The following is a 20,871-nucleotide window of genomic DNA, read 5'->3' on the forward strand; positions in this document are numbered from 1 at the left end:
AAGGAGTGCAGAATCATTGACTAAACCATATAAAGTAAAAGTTAAAGTAAAAAAACTTAGCGAACAGGCGGTAATCCCCAAAAAAGCCACTGCTGGCAGTGCGGGTTTTGATTTACACTGCACCGGCCGCTTTTCCATCAGTCCCGGCGAGCATGTTGCCGTGCCCACCGGTTTGGCTTTTGAAATCCCCCCAGGTTATGTTATGCTAATTTACCCGCGCAGCGGAAATGCAAAAAAACATGGCCTAACCTTAAGCAATGCGGTAGGAGTGGTTGATTCCGATTACCGAGGTGAAGTCATGGTGTTATTGCATAATGCCGGAGATCATCAAGTATTCATTGAACCCGGTGATAGGGTTGCCCAAGCAATCATTCAAAGAATACCGGAAGTAGAATTAGAAGAATGTGAGAACTTAAGTGATACCCAAAGAAGCAGCGGTGGTTTTGGCAGTACCGGCAGATAAAAAAATTTAGGGAGTATTATGGCAATGAAAATTAATCGAGCGACCAAACAAATTTTTTGGCATGATACTGCTAAGGTAGGAGCAAAAGGAGGCAAATCATTTTCCAACCAACTGAATTTAGCCAGTCAAGAGCATACCAAACAACAAATCAAGCAAATGCTAAAAAAAATTAACACTATCAGCTGCCGATTAAAACAGCAAATTACCGAGTCGGACATCCAGCAATATAAAATGTTAATTAAGGAATATTTATCCTACATTTTAAAAAACTATTACAAAATTCGCCGTACCCGCAGCATTGATTACAGCAGCTTATATACACGGATCGAAATTATTGATCAAGAGGTAGAGCAGTTAACAAAAGACTTTTTAACCCAACAAAGTGATACCATCAGTTTAATCGCTAAAATAGATCACATTAACGGGCTGCTTTTAGATATTTATCAGTAAATACAAAAAAGCACCGCCTTCTTACGCGGTGCTTGCATTTCACTTTATTTCAATCAACAAACACTAAGAATTGGCTTGTCCAATTAGCCTGCCCGGCCATTACCGGCAAATCTTAGCTTATTGTATTCATTTAGATAAACATCCAACTTCTGGCTTACCCGCACCACATCTTTGTGGGCCAGTCCCTTTTCTGCCGCTAAACGGTACATCTCTTTGCGCAACCTTTCCATCTTAATAATCAGTTGAGAAAAATCTTTCATCTTACTCCCCTCTCACACAATGGTTATAATTTTAGCATATAACTGCCCACAAACATGTCGAAAACGGTCAGCAAGATAAAATTTTTTAAAATCAGCGGGGGTTTATTAAAAGCAAAAAGACACCGTCCTTTTCAGACAGTGTCTTTTATTATTCCCACTTTTCAGGGTTTAAAAAACACAGCATTTCTTAACTAACCTTAGCCTCAATGCGCAGTTTATCCGCTACCATGGCAATAAATTCACTGTTTGTAGGTTTACCCCGCTCTAAGTTGATGGTATAACCGAAAAACTTAGTCATCATTTCAATGTTGCCGCGATCCCAAGCCAATTCAATGGCATGCCTAATGGCCCGTTCTACCCTGCTGGGGGTGGTGTTGTATTTTTGTGCAATCATTGGGTATAACTCTTTGGTTACCGCACCTAATAAGTTTACATCGGCAATAACCATCAGGATGGCATCCCGCAGATAATGGTATCCTTTGATATGAGCCGGCACACCCATTTCATGGATGATATTGGTCACAGCAACATCTAGGTTCTTGGTTTTTGCCGGAGCAACGTAGGTATTTACTTCCACACCTTTAGCCAATTGCCTAATTCTGGTAGCCAGTACTGAAAAATCAAAGGGCTTTAATATATAGTAATCCGCACCTAATTCGACCGCTCTTTGAGTTACACTTTCTTGGCCGAAAGCGGTCAGCATAATTACCTTCGGTTTAACAGAAGTTGCACCCGTAGATATCTTTTCCAGTACGCCGATGCCGTCCAAGTGCGGCATGATTATATCTAAAACAACTACCTCTGGCTTTTGTTGATCGATTAAATCTAATGCTTCTATTCCGTTGTAGGCAATGCCCGCCAGAGTCAAATCTTCTTGAGAATTAACAAACTCTTTTAATAGTTCACAAAACTCCCGATTGTCATCTGCAATCAACACTTTAATAGCCATATAATATACCCCGCCTCCATTTCATCTTTTTCCATTTCCTGTATTTTTATCTACGTGATTATCATTCGACAGTCAAATGGCAAAGTCCTCTTTGTCATCACTAAAAATTATAATAAGTTAAAAAATGCCTATACTAGACAATCTAATTGGATTATAAATAAATTTTTGCTAAATATTTTGATATATCTCGTTTTTTCGTCACGTTACAAAAAAAAGAACGTCTACTTGTAGACGTTCCTTTTTGTTGAGTTTTTATTCCGGCCTGCTTTATCATCCATTCAGCCATAATAGCATATCCTTTAGTATTGTCTTGTAAAAATACATGGGTTACTGCACCCACTAACATCGGTTCACCGTTGTCCCGATATTGAATTATCGGACTGCCGCTCATTCCCTGCACAATTCCGCCGGTTTTTTGCAGTAACTTGGGATCTGTTATTTTTATAATCATACTTTTGCTGTCCGGTTGCAGTTGACGGGAAACTTTTTCTATATTTACTTTAAACTTCTCCATTTTGTTTCCTTCTATCACGGTAATAATTTCTGCCGGACCTTCTTTCACGTGACTGGCTAATGCAACCGGAATAGGTTCTTCAAATAATGGGTGGGGAAGCTTTTTTGATAGTTTTCCGTAAATACCGAAATTTGTATTTTGGGTAATGGTACCGAATATTTTTCCATTATTATCTAACATTCCTACCTTTTCACCGGGCATTCCCTGCTGCCCGCGATTTATTTTTTGAATGGAAGCACCTACAATTCTACCGTCAGATATATTAATTTTTTTGCCGGTATCTGAATCGGTAATTACATGCCCCAGTGCACCATATATTAAACTGTTTGGCTCGTAAAAAGACAAGGTTCCCACACCGGCGGCACTGTCCCTTACCAGTAAGCCTAAGCGATATCGTTTTGTTTCCGCGCAATAAGCAGGATTAATTTTTTTGGAAAAGGTTTTGTTATCCCGTTTTATTTGTACGGTAACCGGTTTGTTGCTGTTACCGGATTGGGCAATGATATCACGAACCTGTTCTTCAGTTTCCACCGGCACACCGTTAATTTTAACTAAAACATCGCCAACTTTAATGCCCGCCTGAGCAGCAGGGTTATGTTGATTGCCTTGGGGATCTTGTATGGTGGAAAGTCCGACGATCATTACACCTTGGGAGTGCAGCATCACGCCGATGGAATGGCCGCCGGGCATTACTTTTACTTCCGGTACCACATCTACTGTAACCTGACGAAGCGGTATTATTCCAAAAAGCTTGACAGAAAGATCAACCTGACCGGGGGTAGTAATTACAGGTGCACTGTCATAGAGGGAAAATTTAAAATTTGTACTGGTATCTGTTTTTAAATCCACATGTAAGTACTTTAAAAGCTCTTGCTCCGGGTTAAAGCCTAAATCCAGCGTTTCCCCGGCTAATATTTTCTTTTGTAGGGGCAATGTTCCAAGATGCATAACCTGATTATTGAAACATACTATGGCTAAAATAATAATCGTAAAAAAACAAAAACTTTTTATTCTGTTTTCCCGCTGCAAGTATACCCCTCCTTTTTCACCTCCGTTTAAATTGCTAAAATAAAGAAATTTAAAGAAAACTAATCAAAAAGTACGTAATATTAAAATAACCTTGTTAAACTACAATTATTAAGCACAATTATGCCGAGAATTGCCAAAAGCAATATCTAAGCCGAATACAGCGAATATGTAATTTTTGAGTTCATAATAAAAAAAACCCGAAGCAGCGCTTCAGGCTTTAATTAAGCACTTGGGCATTTTTTAAAAGTTTTTCTGCGTGTTCTCCTTCAATGCCATCCGGTTGTTGGCCGCCTAACATCCGCGCCAGCTCACTCACCCTTCCCTGATAATCAAGCTTGCTGATGCGCGTAAAGGTACGGTTGCCAACTACCTCTTTTTTAATTAAAAAGTGATTATTGGCATAACAGGCTACTTGAGGTGCGTGTGTTACAGTAATAACCTGTCTTTGCAGAGCAATTTGGGCCATTTTTTTGCCCACCGCAGTTAACGCTTGTCCACCTACTCCGGTATCCACTTCATCAAAAATTAATGTTGGCACTTTATCTACCCCTGCTAACAGGCATTTTATAGCCAACATTATTCTGGAAAGCTCCCCTCCGGAAGCAATTTTTTGCAGCGGCTTTAAAGGTTCACCCGGGTTAGGAGAAATTAAGAAGTATATATCATCAATCCCTTTGGCACTGGGTTGGGTTAATCGTTCAAAACCCACTTGAAAAACAACCTTATTCATCTCTAAATCCGCCAATTCTGAGAAAACGGCTTTTTCTAAATGCTTGGCAGTTTTGCGCCGCAGAGCTGACAGCTGTTCGGCCTGCTTTTTCCATGATTCTAAAGCTTTTTTCTCTTTATCTTTTAGCTCAGCAATATTTTCTTCGCTGTAAGAAAGCTCGTTAAGCTGCTCAACAACTTTTTGACGGTAAGCCAATATTTCTGCTACCGTAGCGCCGTATTTCTTTTTTAATAGGTTGATTTCATTTAACCGCTTTTCAATATAGTCTAAGCGCAACGGATCAAATTCTAGTTTGCTCAGATAGTCGGAAACCTCTCTGGCGGTATCTTCCAGTGTATAGAGAGCACTTTCCGTTGCCTGCAGTAAAGCTTGAAAACTTTGATCATAATCAGTTAACTGATGCAAAGCATTAACTGCTTCCCCAATTAAATCTACCGCAGAATTAGGGTATTTAACGCTGCCGCTGTACAGGCACTCTTTAACGGTATTAGTCAAATTAGCGATCTTCTCGGCGTTTGCTAAAATGTTTCTTTCTTGTTCCAGCTGACTGTCTTCGTCGGCAGTTAACTTAGCCTTTTCAATTTCCTGAGCTTGAAACTGCAACATATCAATTTGCCGGGCAATATCGCGGGAGGTTTCCTGCAAGCGCTGCAACTTAGTTTGCAATTCCTTCCACTCCCGGTAATACTCCGCCGTTTTCTGCCGACACTCCAGAAGCTCTTTGCCGCCGTAACTGTCTAACAATTCTAAGTGGTAATCACTGCTTAAAAGGGATTGCTGCTGGTGCTGACCGTGCATATCCACCAAACCGGCAGCGGCTTGCCGGTACATATTTAATGTAACAACTTGACCGTTAATCCGACACAGATTGCGCCCGCTGCGACTGAGCTCCCGCGATAATATCAGCATGCCATCTTCAGAGGGCAGAATACCCAAATCATTTAATCGCCGCTCGATATCATTAACAGCAAAGGCAGCCTGTACCACTGCCTTATCTGCTCCCGCCCGGATAAATTCAGTGGATGCACGTACTCCCAACGCCACTTGCAGTGCATCTAATAGAATGGATTTACCGGCCCCGGTTTCTCCGGTCAATATATTTAGCCCCGAACCGAATTCAACGGCAATATCGTCAATCAGGGCAAAGTTTTTAATGTAGAGTGAACACAGCAAGGCCAATCACTCCTTGACCAGTTTATTGAACCTGTTGAGCACGGTAGTGACGGCTTCTTTGGGTTTCACAATAACCAGTATGTTATCGTCGCCGGCAATAGTGCCGATAATTTCCGGCCAATGAGCATTGTCCAGGGCAGAAGCCACACCCATAGCTTCCCCCGGCATTGTTTTTAGCACAATCAGATTTTCACAGTAATCAAAATTGATCACCGATGTTTTTAAAAAGCGCTTTAACCTCTCATCATTGTGGCGCACTACCGGTTCATTGGGCATGGCATACTTTGATATACCGTTCTCGCCCGGTATTTTAATTAAGCCCAGCTCTTTGATATCCCTGGATACGGTTGCTTGGGTTACTTCAAAACCGGCTTTCATCAACTCGTTTACTAATTCTTCCTGGGTTTCAATTGACTTCTTCTTCACTATTTCTTTGATTATTAACTGACGCCTGGCCTTAGTCACCTAACCCACCCTTTCTAATTAGGAATAAAACCGGGGCAGAAGTACGGTTAACAAATTCAATCTTAATTGCCCAGTACATACGTGTATCAAGTTGCGCAATAAATTTTTCTACGGCCGCCAATTCTTGCAACCCCCCTTGGTGGCCAATGTAAACGGCAACGCTGATTTTTCCTCCCTGCTTTAGTAATTTTACGGCACCCTCTAATGCCTTTACCGTACTTTCCGGTTTAGTAACGATGCTGTGATCGCCACCGGGCAAATAGCCCAAGTTAAACATCACTGCATCCAGCGGTTCTTGGATGTGGTTGACAATATTTTCATGGCCGTCATGTATAAGTTTTACATTGGTATGGAGCATATTTTCTTTCAGCAGTTTGGCCGTCTGCTCCAATGCTTCTTTTTGTATATCAAACGAGTAGACCTTCCCTTTACCTTTCAATTGTTGTGCTAAAAACAAGGTGTCATGGCCGTTACCGGCTGTGGCATCGACTACTACAGCATCCACCGGCAAGGAATCGGCAATGAATTCCTTTGCCATTGCTACCACGCTGTGAGCCTTAAACATCAGGGTTGCTCCACTCCTCCAATTTTCTTCTCAATACATCGTAATAACTTTTGTTTTGCGTGCGAATAAATTTAACGTTGTGCGGTGCACGCTGCACTTGCACGATGTCGTTTTTGTTCAGGCGGTAACCGTACTGTCCGTCCAAGGTTAACATATTTTCTCCTGATGTTTGGATAGTTACCGTGACCACGTTATCTGAGGCAATAACCAGTGGTCTGACCGACAATCGGTGCGCACAGATTGGAGTAATCACCATTAAATCTAAATTTGGTTCCACCAACGGGCCGCCTGCGGATAAGGAATAAGCCGTAGAACCGGTGGGACTGGCAATAATTACACCATCGGCATGATAACTGTTGACAAATTCTTCATTAATATCAATCTTTAGCTTAATCATGCGTGAAAATGTTCCGCGGGAAATTACCGCATCATTTAAACTGATCGCTTTTCTAATCATTTTATCGTCTCGATATACTTTAGTCTGCAGCATCATCCGTTGTTCTATAGTATATCTCCCGGTTAAAAGCCGTTCTAAACCGGAAAATAAATCAGGGATGTCAACTTCACTTAAAAAACCCAGCCTGCCTGCATTCACACCGTACAGCGGTATCCCCAATGGTGCTGCAGTCCTTGCCGCGTTAAGAATGGTTCCGTCGCCACCCCATACAATAATCATGTCGGATGATTGGGCTAGTTCTGTTAAAGGGTAACCGCTTTCCGGTCGGCCTAGCACTTCAGCGCATTCGTCACTCAACAAAACGTGAACCTGGTGTTCTTGCAGCCAGTGATATACTTTTTCTACCACCGGGCCAAACTGATATTTTTGTTTGTTTAATACCAAACCGATGGTTTTCAAAAAAAGCTTCCTCCCTTAACAAGCAGTAATGTCACCAGTCCACCACACAAAAATACTAATAGGTAAGCAAAAAAGTTGATGGATCTATAAAACGGTAGTTTTGCTTCAAATTCTACATTGTGAATAGTTTCATTCTCCATGTCAACCAGTAACACGCCATTCACACGATAGATCAAGTAATATTCCAGCAGCTGCCTTCTAATGTCGGCTGACGTGGGACGTGCCAGTTGTTTTCCGGTTTTAACATCCGCTACATATTTGAGCCCGTTCTTTTTGACAATAAAGTCGGCCTGTACGTGGTTTTTATAACTACGACCGTCTATTTTTGTGATAATCGGCACTCTCTTTTGCATGGCCACAATGGTATAACCTTGCCTAATCAGCAGCTCTCTTGCCAGCCTTTCTGCTTTTTTGGCATTTTTTGACTGACGCTGCAATTTATAACTATTAAATAACCTGATTAAATAGTAAACGAAAAGGGCACCAATGACAACGCCCAGTATCAAAAGATCTGAGGGTTTCATCATTTTAGCTCCGCATGTGCATTTTTTACAATCTCATCTACCGTTCCGGCATTTATTTCCGGCCCGATACCGGTATTGCAGCGGGTAAAATGAAGTAAATATTCAATGTTTCCCTCCGGACCCTTGATTGGCGAATATGTCAGGCCAATGGGACGCATTGCCAATTCCTTGGTTGCGTTTAACACACCGTTAATTACATCGACATGCACCGCCGGATCCCGAACAACACCTTTTTTGCCCACCCGTTCCCGTCCTGCCTCAAATTGCGGTTTAATCAAGGCCACACCGACAGCGTCATCAGTAGTCAGTTCCACTACTTTAGGCAGTACTTTTGACAAGGAAATAAAGGAAACATCAATGGAAACAAAGTTAGGCAATTCATCCAATTGTTCCGGAGTTAAATAGCGAATATTGGTGCGTTCCAGCACTACTACCCGCGGATCCTGCCGCAGCGACCAAGCCAATTGACCATAACCCACATCAACTGCATAAACCTTTGCGGCTCCCCGCTGCAATGCACAATCGGTAAAGCCGCCGGTTGAAGCACCAATATCAAGCATAATTTTACCGGTTAAATCAATGTTAAATACCTGCAAAGCCTTTTCTAATTTTAAGCCACCCCTGCTGACATAAGGAACAGGGTTTCCTTTTACTTCAATTACGGCATCAGCAGGAACTTGAAATCCAGGCTTGTCAACCCGCTGCCCGTCAACAAAAACTAAACCCGCCATCACTGCTGTGCGGGCTTTTTCCCGGCTTTGATAATGGCCCCGGGTTACCAGCAATTTGTCTAATCTACTTTTGCCGGCCATAACTACCTCCAATGCAATTATTCCTGCGCTACTCTTAATTTCGGTCTTTTGCCCACTAAGTTCAAAGCCTTTTCTACCGTCCCCTGTACCGTTAAGCTATATTTCTCATGAATAATTGCCGCGTTGCCGTGTTCTACAAATACATCCGGAATGCCTATACGCACAACTTTAACATGGTTTAATCCTTTATCTGCCAGCAATTCCAGCACGGCACTGCTAAAACCACCGGCCAAGACATGTTCTTCCAGTATAATCAATCGTCCGGTTTTTTCTGCATAGTGACAAATAGTCTCTTCATCTAACGGCTTTAAAAACCGGGCATTGATAACCGTAGCCTGTATCCCTAAAAGGGCCAGTTCTTCTGCAGCCTTACCGGCAATATTCACTGTGCTGCCAATCCCTAATAAGGTCAAATTGCCGCCACGGCGCAGCACTTCTGCTTGGCCTACCGGCAATGCCAAAAAGCTGTCGTCCATCTCCACTCCAATTGCGGTTCCCCGTGGATAGCGCACTGCACATGGCCGGTTTAGTTCAACAGCGGTTTTTAACATGTGCTGCAGTTCATTTTCATCCTTCGGCGCCATGATGGTGATGTTTGGAATATGGCGCAAATACGACATGTCAAATACACCCTGATGGGTAGCCCCGTCATCCCCAACGATTCCTGCCCGGTCAATGGCAAATACCACCGGTAAATTTTGCAAACACACGTCATGCAGCACTTGATCGTATGCCCGCTGTAGGAATGTAGAGTATATTGCCACTACCGGCTTATACCCGTTAATGGCTAAACCGGCAGCTAAAGTAACCGCATGCTGTTCAGCAATGCCCACATCAAAAAAGCGCTCCGGATAAGCGGCAGCAAATTTAGACAGTCCTGTACCGCTGGCCATTGCTGCGGTAATAGCTACAATCTTATTATCTTCTGCGGCCAGTTTAACCAGTGTGTCACTAAAGACACTCGTATATGTGGGAATGGCACTCTTTTTAATTACTTCCCCGGACACAAGGTCAAAAGGTCCGATGCCGTGAAACTTATCCGGATTTTCTTCGGCGGGCGGATAGCCCTTACCTTTGGTGGTAATTACGTGTATTAACACCGGGCCTTTTACTGACTTTGCCTTTTCCAGCACATCAATTAAATCATTGATATTGTGTCCGTCAATTGGCCCTAAATAAGTAAAACCAAGCTCTTCAAAAAGCATCCCGGGCACTACCAAGTACTTAAAGCTGTCTTTCAGCCTTTCGGCAACTTTTAGTACCTGCTTGCCCATCGGCAGTTTGCTGAGTAAGTTTTCTATTTCATCCTTGCCTCGGGTATAGAAGGGGTCTGTACGAATGCGCGTTAAGTATTTTTCCAAGCCGCCAATATTTTCGCTAATACTCATTTCATTATCATTGAGCACCACAATCAAATCCAGGCCTAAATGACCGGCATGGTTTAAAGCTTCAAAAGCCATTCCCCCGGTAAGCGCACCGTCACCGATAACCGCAACTACCGAATATTGTTCTTTTGATAAATCACGGGCTGCTGCCATTCCCAAAGCCGCTGATATCGAGGTGCTGCTGTGACCGGTGCCAAAGGCGTCATGGGCACTTTCCGAGCAACGTGGGAAACCGGAAATACCTTCATATTGACGCAGCGTATGAAATAGGTTTTTTCTTCCGGTTAATATTTTGTGTACATAACACTGGTGACCGACATCAAAAATGATTTTATCTTTCGGGCTATTAAAAACACGGTGCAAAGCCAATGTCAGTTCTACCACACCTAGATTCGGTGCCAGGTGCCCACCGTTTTTAGCTACCGTTTCAATAATTGTATGACGTAATTCTTCAGCCAGTTTTTGTAACTGTTTATCATTTAAATTTTTTATGTCTTTAGGATTATTGATCTTATCAAGAAGAGCCAAAGCTGCTAAACCACCTTTTTTTATTAACTCTTTTTATTACGCCGATTTTTCCGATAAGGATCCAATCCCATTAATTTTTCAACATTGGCCATAACTTTACCTGCAAAAAGCACTACTTTGTTAGCATTGTCTAAGGCAATTTTTTTGCCGATAGCTTTCCCGCTAATCGTTAATGAAGCAATTGACGCCGTAGTGACAATGCTCAGCAAAAATTGATCCAGCTCAGGATGCCTCAGTAAAATGCGGGCGACAATGGAAATGCCCATTGCTCCGGAAACCGTCCCGGCAATATCGCCAATCACATCACCGGCGATGTTAGCCACTTTATCTGCATTGCGCAGCAACACTACCCCTTGCTGTGCACCCAATACGCGTTTTGTCGACATAGCATGAAAGGGCGCTTCTTGAGCGGCAGCCACCGCCGTAGCCAATATGTCAGCTACAATACCGAAAAGAATGATCGCAAATAAAAGAATAAAAGCCAAAACTAAATCATTAAGCTTATGTACCAATAATTCTGAGATAACAGCAAAAAGTATTGCCAGAGAAAAAGAACCAATGGCAATAAAAAATATGTAACTTGGCGATCCACTGGTTTTATTATTGCCCAAAAATTACCACCCCATAAGTTAAGTATAATATTTGCTTTTTTGATGATATTTATCAGGAAATGTTGTTATAGTTTCGGTCTGGGTTATTTAGAATAAAGACAAAGGCTGCTTTTTTAAAAAAGCAGCCTCCCGAATTAAAGAGTATTATCCGATTCTTAAGTGACAACTTATCGAGTAAACATTGCGGCTTAGGTCTAGCAGGTTTTCCCAAAAAGCCACTGACTGTCGCCAGATCAGCGGTTTCCCTTTAAGGCTTTTTCCGGCCGTCACCGGTTCCGGGGCTAGATTGCCACTTAGTCCGCACCACAATCCCCGATAAGCCCTGAAAAACTCAGACAGCCTAGGAGTTTTCCTCGACAGAATTGGTCCTTTTCTAGCCTCTTTTGCAGTAACGGTTTCATCCAGACTATATTTAGAATGGGCCCAGACTAAATATAGTCCCTAGCGGAATTCGCCGCTACCACTCAAGGCAGGCTACGCTGCACGCAGATTCGCCACGTGCAGGTTCGTACCCCAAGCCATAGTTTGTCGTTATACGACTCCCCACGCACTTGGGCCTCCGCGGTAACAGGGTCAAGGCCCACATGCCGTTGCAGGTTGCCCTATTACCTTAACTCCCAGTACCAACCCCCAACTGGGCGTCGAAAGCCAGCACCAGGAACTTCATCGATGTGCCCTTTAACGGATTTTTAGCCCCGTCTTCGAAAAGGCAATTCTGACTAGGATACTGCGTCACTTATTTTGCTCAATAAAAATTATAGCATAATTAACAGCTACCAAACAAATACGTTTTTGGGCCACTAATTAACGGATTGAATCTTTAATCTAGCAAAATTAATTGTAGATAAACAACTCTTTGTTAGAATACTTTTTTTAAGTTTTATCTCCCTTTGCATTTAATTAATAATCTCTTTTAATGATAAAATGCATCGTGTCGCGCAAAAAATCCGCTTCTTTACCAAATATATTAAGTGCATTTACCGCATTGTTTGCTGCACTAAGGGCTTTTTCCTTGGCTGCTTTTAATCCGTAAAGTGCCGGATAAGTTGCCTTATGGTTTTTTTCGTCACTGCCCACCGGTTTGCCGATTTTATCCACACTTCCTTCCACATCAAGAATATCATCAGTAATTTGAAAAGCCAATCCTAAGTTTTCGGCATAATCGGTAAGGGCCTTTAACTGTTCTTTTGTTGCGTTGCTTAAAATAGCGCCACAGCGTACCGCTGCCCGGAACAGCGCTCCGGTTTTGCAGCGATGAATGTATTCCAATGTATCCGCGCTTATTTTTCGGTCAGCGGAAAGTGTATCTACAATCTGTCCGCCAATCAAGCCTTTAGAACCGGCGGCGTCAGCTAGCTCGCGAATAGTTTGAATAATCACTTCAGCCGGCACACCCTTTGTTTGCGTCATTAAAGCAAATGCCAGCGTCAGCAATGCATCTCCCGCTAAAATAGCGGTGGCTTCTCCGAATACTTTATGGTTGGTCGGCTTGCCGCGACGCAAATCGTCATTATCCATTGCCGGCAAGTCATCATGAATTAATGAATAGGTATGAATTAGTTCCACAGCACAGGCGGTGGGCAGTACTCGTTCAACATCTCCGCCTACGGCTTCGGCAGCACCGATTACCAAAACCGGACGCAGTCTTTTGCCACCGGCCATTAAACTGTAGCGCATTGCCTGATGAATAATTTCCGGATGATCAGTTTCAGCCGGCACCAACCGTTCTAAAGCTTCTTCAACTAACCGGGCACGCTGTTTTAACTGTTGCACGTAATCCATTGTTTTAGCCCTCCGAGTCCATCAGTTTTTTTAACGTAAACTCTCCGCCTGTACCTTCCACTAACTCGTTAATTGACTTTTCCGCTGCTTCCAATTTCCGGTTACATTGCTTAACTAATTCAATACCCTCAGCAAACAATTGCAATGCCTGCTCCAGCGGCAATTGACCGTCTTCCAGCATTTTGACCACTTCTTCCAGGCGTTCCAGTGCTTCCTCAAAACTTTTTTCATTATTTGGCATGAGAAACCTCCTCATTAAAACCGCTGCGGCGCCAATTCCGGTGTTTTATCTTTAAAACAGCCTTTCCTAACAATTTAGCTAATAAATTACAGTCAGCAGTAATCAAACCGGCTTCTTATTTCGCATCAATTCACCGGCTTGATCACTGCCTGATCATCAGTTTTTACTCGCTACTTATACTGTTTTTGACTGCCAGCTTTATTTAACTATTGTTTCTTTAATAGCCTGCTGCATGGAAATACCTTTAAGCAAATTTTTCAGCATGATCACGGTTGTTAAGCTGCCCACACCGCCAGGCACCGGAGTAATAGCTGCGGCCACTTCTTTTACGCCCTCAAAGTCTACGTCGCCTTCAATTTTGTTGTTTACCTCAGAGATGCCGGCATCTACCACTACCGCTCCCGGTTTAACCATGTCCGCCGTAATCAATCCCGGCTTCCCTACCGCTGAAAAGATAATATCGGCACTTTTGGTAAAGCGGGCAAGATCCGGTGTTTTGGAATGACATACCGTTACCGTGGCATTTTCCAACAAAGCCATATAGATTAAAGGCTTACCTACCGTTTCACCCCGACCGACAATGACAACATGTTTACCCGCCAAGCTAATACCCGACCGACGCAATATTTCCAAACAAGACAGGGGCGTGGCCGGATAAATACACTGGCCGCCGCTCAATATGTAGCCGCGGTTTACCGGATGTAGGCCATCTACATCTTTAGCCGGTAAAATAGTATCCATCACCCTTTGTTTGTCTATATGCTCAGGAAGGGGCATCAAAATCAGAATGCCATGAATATTTTTGTTATGGTTAAGTTCGTCCAGTTTAGATATCACCGTGTCTTCATCCGCTGTAGCAGGCAGTTTTTCTAAATAGCATTTAATATTTACGCTTTTGGAAACTTTATTTAAAAAGTCCGCGTAGGCTATTGATGCCGGTTCATCACCCACCAACAACAATCCTAAACAGGGATTAATACCTTTAGCTTGCCATTGTTGAACTTCTTCTTTCAATTCTTCTTTAATGGTCTTTGCAATTGCTTTTCCGTCCAATATCTTAGCCATATTATACCTCCTGTTCCACTTTATTCACGGTACAAGCTAACTTACCCTGATACAGTACCAAATTAACATTTGAACCGACAGAAACCTGTTCAGCTGATTTAATTAAATCACCTTTTTCGTCAAAACACAAACTGTATCCCCTGGCCAAAGTAGACAGCGGACTTAAGCTTTGCAGTGAGCCGGCTAAATTTCCTAACTGCCTGCCTTTATCCGTCAGCAGTAAACGCACGTTCTTAATCATATCCCTTAACAGTACATCTACGTTTTGTCGCCGAGTATCTAAAATCAGCCTTTCCGGTAAATTTAAGGCCTTTGAATGCCAGGCCTGCATTAAACGCTGTCGATAATGATTGATCTGCTGCCGTAGCGAGCGTTCAGAGCGCAACTGCAGCATCTGCAAATAGCGCTTAATTTCCGGTTTATCAGGCACCACCATTTCAGCTGCCGCAGACGGGGTGGCAGCACGGGCATCGGCAACAAAATCGCAAATGGTGTAATCGGTTTGATGGCCAACTGCAGAAATTACCGGTATTTTTGATGCCGCAACCGCACGGGCAACCATTTCAGTATTAAAGGCCCACAGTTCTTCCAGTGAGCCGCCGCCACGACCGACGATAATCACGTCTGCCCCACCCCAGCGGTTTACTTGCTCTAACCCGCGGCTTATATCCAGCGGTGCACTTTCTCCCTGGACCAAAACCGGCACCAGCACAATTTGGGCCGGCGGCCAACGCTTGGTAATAATTTTTATCATGTCTTTTACTGCCGCTCCGGTAGGAGATGTGATTAAGGCTATTGTTTTGGGATATTGGGGCAGCGGCTTTTTGCGTTCAGCAGCAAACAATCCTTCCTTTTGCAGTTTTTCTTTTAGTTGTTCAAAGGCAAGGTGCAGAGCTCCCAGTCCGTCCGGTTCCATTTCTTCAACATATAGCTGGTAACAGCCATCACGTTCGTAAACCGAGATATAGCCGCGCACCGTTACAGCCATACCGTTAGCCGGTTGAAACAACAGACGGCTCGCCCGAGAACGAAACATTACTGATTTTATACAGCTTAAGCTATCCTTTAGGGTAAAATAAATGTGACCGGAACCCGGCTGTCTTAAGTTAGATATTTCTCCCTTAACCCAGATATTGGTCAAAAGGTAATCATTATCCAGTTTTTCTTTAATGTAACGATTTACGTCCGTTACAGTAAATATACCTATCAATAATAAGCTAACCCCTTTTAAAAATCATATTCTAAATTTTCTGAAGATCTAAAAAAACACTCTACCCCTGCTCAACAGGGTGGGAGTGTTCTGTTTTTGGCTCAGGTTTATATAATTCCGGATTCTGCACTACCCTGCCTAAAATACCGTTTATAAAACGTGCAGATTCTTCCGCCCCAAAAACTTTTGCTAATTCTACCGCTTCGTTAACTGATACGGCATAAGGTATTGTTTCTTCATACATGATCTCATATAAAGCCAAGCGCATAATATTTCGATCCACTATCGCCAAGCGGTTAATATCCCAACCTTTAGATAAGCGCTTAATAATCCCGTCCAACTCTTCTTTATGATCCAGTACGCCTTTAACAAGTTGTCGGGCAAATGCTTGTGTTTGTGGCTTAGCGGCAAACTCTTCAAAAACGTGGCGGAAAGCTTCTTCTACGTCTATTTTCCCCACTTCTACGGCATAGATAACTTGTAGTGAAGCTTCCCTAGCTTTCCTTCTGCTCAAAATTAGTTTACCTCCTGAAAAATACCGAACATGATTAGTTATTATTATTATCGGCCTCGAAACAATCTATCAAAAATGTTTTTGATATTCGCATTGTCATCTGCTCTCTTGCCTATTACATAGCCAACGGCAATGCATAAAGTAACGAACAGGGTTTTAAAAAGACCATAGCATATCGCAAACCAACCAAATGCCAAACCAAGCACTACTCCCAGCGCCTTACCTTGATGATGCGTCAGTATTTCCTGCATGATTTGCTTAAAACCCCCCACAGTCTACACCTCGCTACATTTATTCCACCCGGGGACGGTTGGTTGATATATTTTCTACCATTACTTTGACACTATGTACTGAAATTCCTGTTACCTCAAAAATATAATCTTTCACATGGTGTTGAATTTTCTTAGAAACTTCCGGAATGTTGATATCAGGAGTAACTGTTGCCCGAATGGCAATGCCAATTCCTGCCTTTGAGGAGGTTATGCGTGGTTTAATGTCCCGTACACCTTCTATTTGATAAGCCGCTTTTTTAACCAATTCTTCAATGGCCGGCAGTGTTATGTGCACTTCACCCAGAGAAAATTCATGAACCACCGAACGCTGCTCGCCAATTGGGCGCACTGCCGCGTACAAAAGGCGCAAACCCGCCAAAATAAGTGCTGCCATTGCAACCCATAAAACGGCACTGTCATCGGAAACAAAGGGCACCCTTAGCAGTATATCCAACGGTTCCGACCACCATCCCATTAAGACGGGGACAGCTGCAATTAACAGCACCGTCACAATCAGAGCATAAACTGCTAACAAACCACGGTCAAATAAGCTCACCGGCACACCCCCATAATAATATGAGCTCTAAGTTCTAATCAAACAAGAAGAGAAGTGGGGTGATAATTCTCCCACTTCTTGTCTCACTGTCGTGTTTAATTCTTAAGAGATATTATTTTACCCGCGCAGGTTCTTCTTCACGCCCCTCACTGGGAAATGCTACACCTTGTACATGAATATTTACTTCCACCACGGTGAGACCGGTCATTCCTTCAATGGCTTGTTTCACGTTGTTTTGAATATCGGCGGCTACTTCCGGAATGCGCACGCCAAATTCAACGATCACATATATATCTACCGCTGCTTCTTTTTCACCTACTTCAACCTTAACGCCTTTGGAAAGGTTTTTGCGGCCGAGCATTTCAGCAATTCCGCCGCCAATTCCGCCGCTCATGCCGGCTACACCTTGAACTTCGGTTGCCGCCAGGCCGGCAATTATGCCCACAACTTCATCGGCAATGCGGATTGACCCCAGTGACGTCCGATCATAATAAACATCCCTTTTTTCCAATGCTTCTACCTCCATTAAATATTATCAATTAGCTGATTTAGTGGTTTGATTATACCAAACAATACCAGTTACCGCAACTTTAGATCATCTTCAGCTAAAATTCTACGCTGAATGAAATTGGTGTATACTTCACCGCGGCGATAAAAAGCATTGGATAAAATCCGCTTATAAAATTGTATAGTAGTAGGAACACCTTCGATAATCAGCTCATTTAAAGCACGTTCCATACGGGCAATTGCTTTATCCCGATCAGTATCCCAAACAATCAACTTGCCAATCATCGAATCATAATAAGGTGGCACGCTGTATCCTTGGTAAATAGCGCTGTCAAACCGCACTCCCGGCCCGCCGGGGGCAAAAAAGGCAGTTATGGTACCGGGACGCGGCATAAAATTATTACTGGGATCTTCAGCGTTAATACGGCATTCAATTGCCCAGCCCTTTATTTTAATATCACTTTGCTGATAGCCCAGCTCTTCGCCGGCAGCAATGCGAATTTGTTCCTTAATTATATCAATTCCGGTAACCATCTCGGTTACAGGATGCTCTACCTGCACGCGAGTGTTCATTTCAATGAAATAAAACTTATTGTACTTGTCCAATAAAAATTCCACTGTTCCGGCGTTGTAATAATTTACCGCTTTAGCCGCTTTAATTGCCGCCTCACTCATGCGGCGGCGCAGCGAAGGTGTTAAGGCAACGGAAGGTGATTCTTCCAACAATTTTTGGTTGCGGCGCTGAATAGAACAATCACGCTCACCCAAACTGACTATGTTGCCATACTTGTCGCCTAAAATTTGAAATTCTATGTGCCGGGGTTGTTCAACATATTTTTCAATATAAACCCCGTTATCACCGAAAGCGGCCTGGGCTTCCGCTTGGGCTGCAGCAATGGAGTGCATTAAATCATTGCGGTTATGCGCAATCCTCATGCCCCTGCCGCCGCCGCCGGCAGAAGCTTTAATCAGTACGGGGTAACCAATCTCATCGGCAATTTCCGCCGCTTCCGCCGCATCCCTGATTACCCCTTCGGAACCGGGAACCACCGGAACACCGGCTTCAATCATCGTCCGGCGGGCTAAAGCTTTATTGCCCATTTTTTCAATTGCTTCCGTTGAGGGGCCGATAAAGGTAATACCGCAGCTCTCACATATATCTGCAAAATTGGCATTCTCCGCTAAAAAGCCATAGCCGGGATGAATAGCCTCGGCCCCGGACATTTCGGCAACACTGATAATATTGGTGATGTTTAAATAACTTTTATCGGGAGAAGCCGGACCAATACAGTAAGCCTCGTCAGCTAAACGCACCGGCATACTGTCCCGGTCAGCCTCTGAGTAAGCAATCACAGAGCGGATGCCCATTTCCCGGCAAGCACGTATAATTCTTAAAGCTATTTCTCCTCGGTTAGCAATTAGTATTTTTTTAAACATATTGCCTCCTAATTATTGCTTCTTAATTAAGAACAACGGCTGCCCATATTCAACCGGTTGGCCATTTTCTACTAAAATATCGATAATTTGACCGGATACCTCCGCCTCAATTTCGTTCATGAGCTTCATGGCTTCAATAATGCACAGCACCTGACCGACTTCTACCTGTTGACCGACTTCTACAAAGGGATCGGCATCGGGAGCCGGCGCCCGGTAAAAAGTACCTACCATAGGTGCAGTAACGGTTTCTACATTTTCCAGGTCTGTTTCTTCGGTTTTTGGCGGTGCCGCAGGTGCGGTTACTGCCGGTTTTTCGGTAGCTGCACCGCTGTCAGTTACTTCCGCTTTGCTAACGGTAACGCCTTCGCGGTTAGCTCCTTTTTTAATAGCTACTTTCATGCCGTCACTTTCCAATGACAGCTCAGATATATCAGTTTCATTTAAAATCTTAATCAGTTCTTTTAAATCTTTTAAATCCACTTTTTTAACCTCCTTGGGAGCATCTTTATTCCCCTCTTTTATTTCTTTGCCGTTTACCTTCATAATCCTTGCCAGTTCTTCTTTCGCTCTTTCTGCAAGTTCTCCTCTTGCTCTGGCCTGGAAAAATCGGCGGGCAATTTGGGGGAACAGAGCATAAGAAATGACATCTTCTTCCGATTGTGCCAAATCTTTGATCTCTTCTCTTAGTTTATCCATTTTGGGCTCTAACAAGTCTGCCGGACGGCACTTGATCATTTCCCTGTCACCCAAAACTTTGCGAGAAATAGCAGGGTCAATGGGGGCCGGCGGTTCACCGTAATACCCCTCTACATATGCTCTCACTTCTCCGGGAATTAATTTATAACGCTGGCCGGTAAGTACATTTAATACCGCTTGTGTACCAACTATCTGACTGGTTGGTGTTACCAGCGGGGGATAACCCAATTCCTCACGCACTTTGGGGATTTCCTTTAATACATCATTTAACCGATGCAATGCTTTTTGTTCTTGCAACTGGCTAACTAAGTTGCTAATCATGCCTCCGGGCACTTGGTGTTCAAACACCCGCATATCGTTAATGCGTGTTACCCCACGTTGATAACCTAAGCGCTTGCGCAGGTTTTCAAAATAATCGGCCACTTCAAAGAGTGCCGGGAGTGACAAGCCGGTGTCATAAGGCGTGGCCTTCAAAGCTCTTACCACGGTTTCTACCGGCGGTTGAGATGAACCAAAAGCAAGCGGCACTGATGCGGTATCAACCACATCCACCCCGGCCTCGATAGCTTTCAAATAAGTACCTACTGCCAAACCGCCAACATAGTGACAGTGTAGCTGTATCGGCAGACCGATTTTTTCTTTAAATAATTTTACCAACTCATAGGCCTTATAAGGGGCTAATAAGCCGGCCATATCTTTAATACAAATAGAGTCGGCACCCATTTCCGCTAATTGCTCGGCAGTTTGTAAATAAAGTTCTGTGGTGTGCACCGGGCTGACGGTATAGCTAACCGTAGCCTGTGCATGAGCACCGGCTGCTTTAGTGGCTCTAATTGCCGTTTCCATATTGCGCACGTCATTTAAAGCGTCAAATATTCTGATAATATCTATACCGTTTTCCACCGACTTGTAAACAAAAGCTTCCACAACATCGTCGGGATAATGGGTATAGCCAACCAACGACTGCCCTCTTAAAAGCATCTGTAAAGGAGTATTTTTAACTACCTTTTTAATTTCACGCAATCTTTCCCAAGGATCTTCATACAAATAACGCAGGCAGACATCAAAAGTTGCCCCACCCCAAACTTCCAGCGAATGGTATCCCATTTGATCTAATTTTTCGGCAATGGGCAGCATATCTTCAGTACGCATACGGGTAGCCCACAAACTTTGATGGCCGTCGCGCAACGTGGTATCCGTGATTTTAACCCGATGTTTTTTCATCAACTGTACCCCCTAATTATAAAGCAAAACTTAGCTTGCGCTAAGCATTTTAA

General features: G+C 43.4%; 23 protein-coding genes. 2 read left to right on the forward strand and 21 right to left on the reverse strand.

Annotation, left to right across the window (positions count from 1 at the left end; genetic code table 11):
• The first annotated feature begins 16 nt into the window (after nt 1–16).
• Both dut and ACZ5NG_RS07610 read left to right on the forward strand, forming a co-directional pair.
• On the forward strand, nt 17–463 hold the full coding sequence (gene dut / locus ACZ5NG_RS07605; protein WP_464251217.1) for a dUTP diphosphatase: 447 nt from the start codon (nt 17–19) through the stop codon (nt 461–463).
• Between the two features lie 24 nt (nt 464–487).
• Nucleotides 488–913, forward strand: coding sequence for a YaaR family protein (locus ACZ5NG_RS07610; protein ID WP_464251218.1), 426 nt, complete (start codon nt 488–490; stop codon nt 911–913).
• An 83-nt stretch (nt 914–996) separates the two neighbouring features.
• On the opposite strand, the gene ACZ5NG_RS07615 is transcribed toward ACZ5NG_RS07610, so the two are convergent.
• From ACZ5NG_RS07615 to accB, 21 genes are all read right to left on the reverse strand, one after another.
• Complete coding sequence (locus tag ACZ5NG_RS07615; RefSeq protein WP_464251219.1) at nt 997–1,173, reverse strand: Spo0E family sporulation regulatory protein-aspartic acid phosphatase; 177 nt, start codon at nt 1,171–1,173, stop codon at nt 997–999.
• Between the two features lie 187 nt (nt 1,174–1,360).
• Complete coding sequence (gene spo0A / locus ACZ5NG_RS07620; protein ID WP_464251220.1) at nt 1,361–2,122, reverse strand: sporulation transcription factor Spo0A; 762 nt, start codon at nt 2,120–2,122, stop codon at nt 1,361–1,363.
• Nucleotides 2,123–2,273: 151 nt separating this feature from the next.
• Nucleotides 2,274–3,665 (reverse strand): SpoIVB peptidase, encoded by a 1,392-nt coding sequence (spoIVB, locus tag ACZ5NG_RS07625; RefSeq protein ID WP_464251221.1) that lies wholly within the window; start codon nt 3,663–3,665, stop codon nt 2,274–2,276.
• A gap of 217 nt (nt 3,666–3,882) precedes the next feature.
• Nucleotides 3,883–5,568 (reverse strand): DNA repair protein RecN, encoded by a 1,686-nt coding sequence (recN, locus tag ACZ5NG_RS07630; protein ID WP_464251222.1) that lies wholly within the window; start codon nt 5,566–5,568, stop codon nt 3,883–3,885.
• Nucleotides 5,569–5,574: 6 nt separating this feature from the next.
• Nucleotides 5,575–6,033: an arginine repressor gene (gene argR / locus ACZ5NG_RS07635; RefSeq protein WP_464251223.1), complete on the reverse strand. Its 459-nt coding sequence runs from the start codon at nt 6,031–6,033 to the stop codon at nt 5,575–5,577.
• The gene (mnmM, locus tag ACZ5NG_RS07640; RefSeq protein WP_464251224.1) at nt 6,026–6,598 is read right to left on the reverse strand and encodes a tRNA 5-(aminomethyl)-2-thiouridylate-methyltransferase MnmM; all 573 of its coding nucleotides are present in this window, start codon (nt 6,596–6,598) and stop codon (nt 6,026–6,028) included. Before mnmM ends, argR begins: the two co-directional genes overlap by 8 nt.
• Complete coding sequence (locus ACZ5NG_RS07645) at nt 6,591–7,454, reverse strand: NAD(+)/NADH kinase (protein ID WP_464251225.1); 864 nt, start codon at nt 7,452–7,454, stop codon at nt 6,591–6,593. The genes mnmM and ACZ5NG_RS07645 overlap by 8 nt, the downstream gene beginning before the upstream one ends.
• Nucleotides 7,451–7,981, reverse strand: a complete 531-nt coding sequence (locus ACZ5NG_RS07650; RefSeq protein ID WP_464251226.1) for a hypothetical protein — start codon at nt 7,979–7,981, stop codon at nt 7,451–7,453. The genes ACZ5NG_RS07645 and ACZ5NG_RS07650 overlap by 4 nt, the downstream gene beginning before the upstream one ends.
• Entirely contained in the window at nt 7,978–8,790 is an 813-nt protein-coding gene (locus ACZ5NG_RS07655) for a TlyA family RNA methyltransferase (protein WP_464251227.1), read from the reverse strand. Before ACZ5NG_RS07655 ends, ACZ5NG_RS07650 begins: the two co-directional genes overlap by 4 nt.
• Before the next feature lie 17 nt (nt 8,791–8,807).
• The gene (dxs, locus tag ACZ5NG_RS07660; RefSeq protein WP_464251228.1) at nt 8,808–10,703 is read right to left on the reverse strand and encodes a 1-deoxy-D-xylulose-5-phosphate synthase; all 1,896 of its coding nucleotides are present in this window, start codon (nt 10,701–10,703) and stop codon (nt 8,808–8,810) included.
• A gap of 23 nt (nt 10,704–10,726) precedes the next feature.
• Nucleotides 10,727–11,314 carry a hypothetical protein gene (locus ACZ5NG_RS07665; RefSeq protein ID WP_464251229.1) on the reverse strand — a complete coding sequence of 196 codons (588 nt, stop codon included), beginning with the start codon at nt 11,312–11,314 and terminating at the stop codon, nt 10,727–10,729.
• Nucleotides 11,315–12,214: 900 nt separating this feature from the next.
• Nucleotides 12,215–13,096: a polyprenyl synthetase family protein gene (locus tag ACZ5NG_RS07670; protein ID WP_464251230.1), complete on the reverse strand. Its 882-nt coding sequence runs from the start codon at nt 13,094–13,096 to the stop codon at nt 12,215–12,217.
• 4 nt (nt 13,097–13,100) lie between these two features.
• A complete protein-coding gene (xseB, locus tag ACZ5NG_RS07675; protein ID WP_464251231.1) occupies nt 13,101–13,337 on the reverse strand; it encodes an exodeoxyribonuclease VII small subunit in 237 nt (78 codons plus the stop codon).
• Nucleotides 13,338–13,535: 198 nt separating this feature from the next.
• Complete coding sequence (locus tag ACZ5NG_RS07680) at nt 13,536–14,402, reverse strand: bifunctional 5,10-methylenetetrahydrofolate dehydrogenase/5,10-methenyltetrahydrofolate cyclohydrolase (RefSeq protein WP_464251232.1); 867 nt, start codon at nt 14,400–14,402, stop codon at nt 13,536–13,538.
• A gap of 1 nt (nt 14,403) precedes the next feature.
• A complete protein-coding gene (gene xseA, locus ACZ5NG_RS07685; RefSeq protein WP_464251233.1) occupies nt 14,404–15,612 on the reverse strand; it encodes an exodeoxyribonuclease VII large subunit in 1,209 nt (402 codons plus the stop codon).
• 61 nt (nt 15,613–15,673) lie between these two features.
• Complete coding sequence (nusB, locus tag ACZ5NG_RS07690; protein ID WP_464251234.1) at nt 15,674–16,126, reverse strand: transcription antitermination factor NusB; 453 nt, start codon at nt 16,124–16,126, stop codon at nt 15,674–15,676.
• Between the two features lie 47 nt (nt 16,127–16,173).
• A complete protein-coding gene (locus ACZ5NG_RS07695) occupies nt 16,174–16,377 on the reverse strand; it encodes a DUF2273 domain-containing protein (RefSeq protein ID WP_464251235.1) in 204 nt (67 codons plus the stop codon).
• Nucleotides 16,378–16,417: 40 nt separating this feature from the next.
• The gene (amaP, locus tag ACZ5NG_RS07700; RefSeq protein WP_464251236.1) at nt 16,418–16,954 is read right to left on the reverse strand and encodes an alkaline shock response membrane anchor protein AmaP; all 537 of its coding nucleotides are present in this window, start codon (nt 16,952–16,954) and stop codon (nt 16,418–16,420) included.
• Nucleotides 16,955–17,066: 112 nt separating this feature from the next.
• Nucleotides 17,067–17,465 (reverse strand): Asp23/Gls24 family envelope stress response protein, encoded by a 399-nt coding sequence (locus tag ACZ5NG_RS07705; protein WP_464251237.1) that lies wholly within the window; start codon nt 17,463–17,465, stop codon nt 17,067–17,069.
• Nucleotides 17,466–17,533: 68 nt separating this feature from the next.
• Nucleotides 17,534–18,898, reverse strand: coding sequence for an acetyl-CoA carboxylase biotin carboxylase subunit (accC, locus tag ACZ5NG_RS07710; protein WP_464251238.1), 1,365 nt, complete (start codon nt 18,896–18,898; stop codon nt 17,534–17,536).
• Nucleotides 18,899–18,910: 12 nt separating this feature from the next.
• Complete coding sequence (gene accB, locus ACZ5NG_RS07715; protein ID WP_464251239.1) at nt 18,911–20,818, reverse strand: acetyl-CoA carboxylase biotin carboxyl carrier protein; 1,908 nt, start codon at nt 20,816–20,818, stop codon at nt 18,911–18,913.
• Nucleotides 20,819–20,871: the final 53 nt, after the last annotated feature.

Source organism: Desulfovectis peckii (assembly GCF_055391705.1).

What these genes read in the sequence shown, in the direction of transcription:
- ACZ5NG_RS07610 (WP_464251218.1), top strand. Translation starts at nt 488, where the DNA reads ATGAAAATTAATCGAGCGACCAAACAAATTTTTTGGCATGATACTGCT.
- ACZ5NG_RS07615 (WP_464251219.1), bottom strand. Translation starts at nt 1,173, where the DNA reads ATGAAAGATTTTTCTCAACTGATTATTAAGATGGAAAGGTTGCGCAAA.
- spo0A (WP_464251220.1), bottom strand. Translation starts at nt 2,122, where the DNA reads ATGGCTATTAAAGTGTTGATTGCAGATGACAATCGGGAGTTTTGTGAA.
- mnmM (WP_464251224.1), bottom strand. Translation starts at nt 6,598, where the DNA reads ATGTTTAAGGCTCACAGCGTGGTAGCAATGGCAAAGGAATTCATTGCC.
- ACZ5NG_RS07650 (WP_464251226.1), bottom strand. Translation starts at nt 7,981, where the DNA reads ATGATGAAACCCTCAGATCTTTTGATACTGGGCGTTGTCATTGGTGCC.
- ACZ5NG_RS07655 (WP_464251227.1), bottom strand. Translation starts at nt 8,790, where the DNA reads ATGGCCGGCAAAAGTAGATTAGACAAATTGCTGGTAACCCGGGGCCAT.
- ACZ5NG_RS07670 (WP_464251230.1), bottom strand. Translation starts at nt 13,096, where the DNA reads ATGGATTACGTGCAACAGTTAAAACAGCGTGCCCGGTTAGTTGAAGAA.
- xseB (WP_464251231.1), bottom strand. Translation starts at nt 13,337, where the DNA reads ATGCCAAATAATGAAAAAAGTTTTGAGGAAGCACTGGAACGCCTGGAA.
- ACZ5NG_RS07680 (WP_464251232.1), bottom strand. Translation starts at nt 14,402, where the DNA reads ATGGCTAAGATATTGGACGGAAAAGCAATTGCAAAGACCATTAAAGAA.
- ACZ5NG_RS07695 (WP_464251235.1), bottom strand. Translation starts at nt 16,377, where the DNA reads ATGCAGGAAATACTGACGCATCATCAAGGTAAGGCGCTGGGAGTAGTG.
- accC (WP_464251238.1), bottom strand. Translation starts at nt 18,898, where the DNA reads ATGTTTAAAAAAATACTAATTGCTAACCGAGGAGAAATAGCTTTAAGA.
- accB (WP_464251239.1), bottom strand. Translation starts at nt 20,818, where the DNA reads ATGAAAAAACATCGGGTTAAAATCACGGATACCACGTTGCGCGACGGC.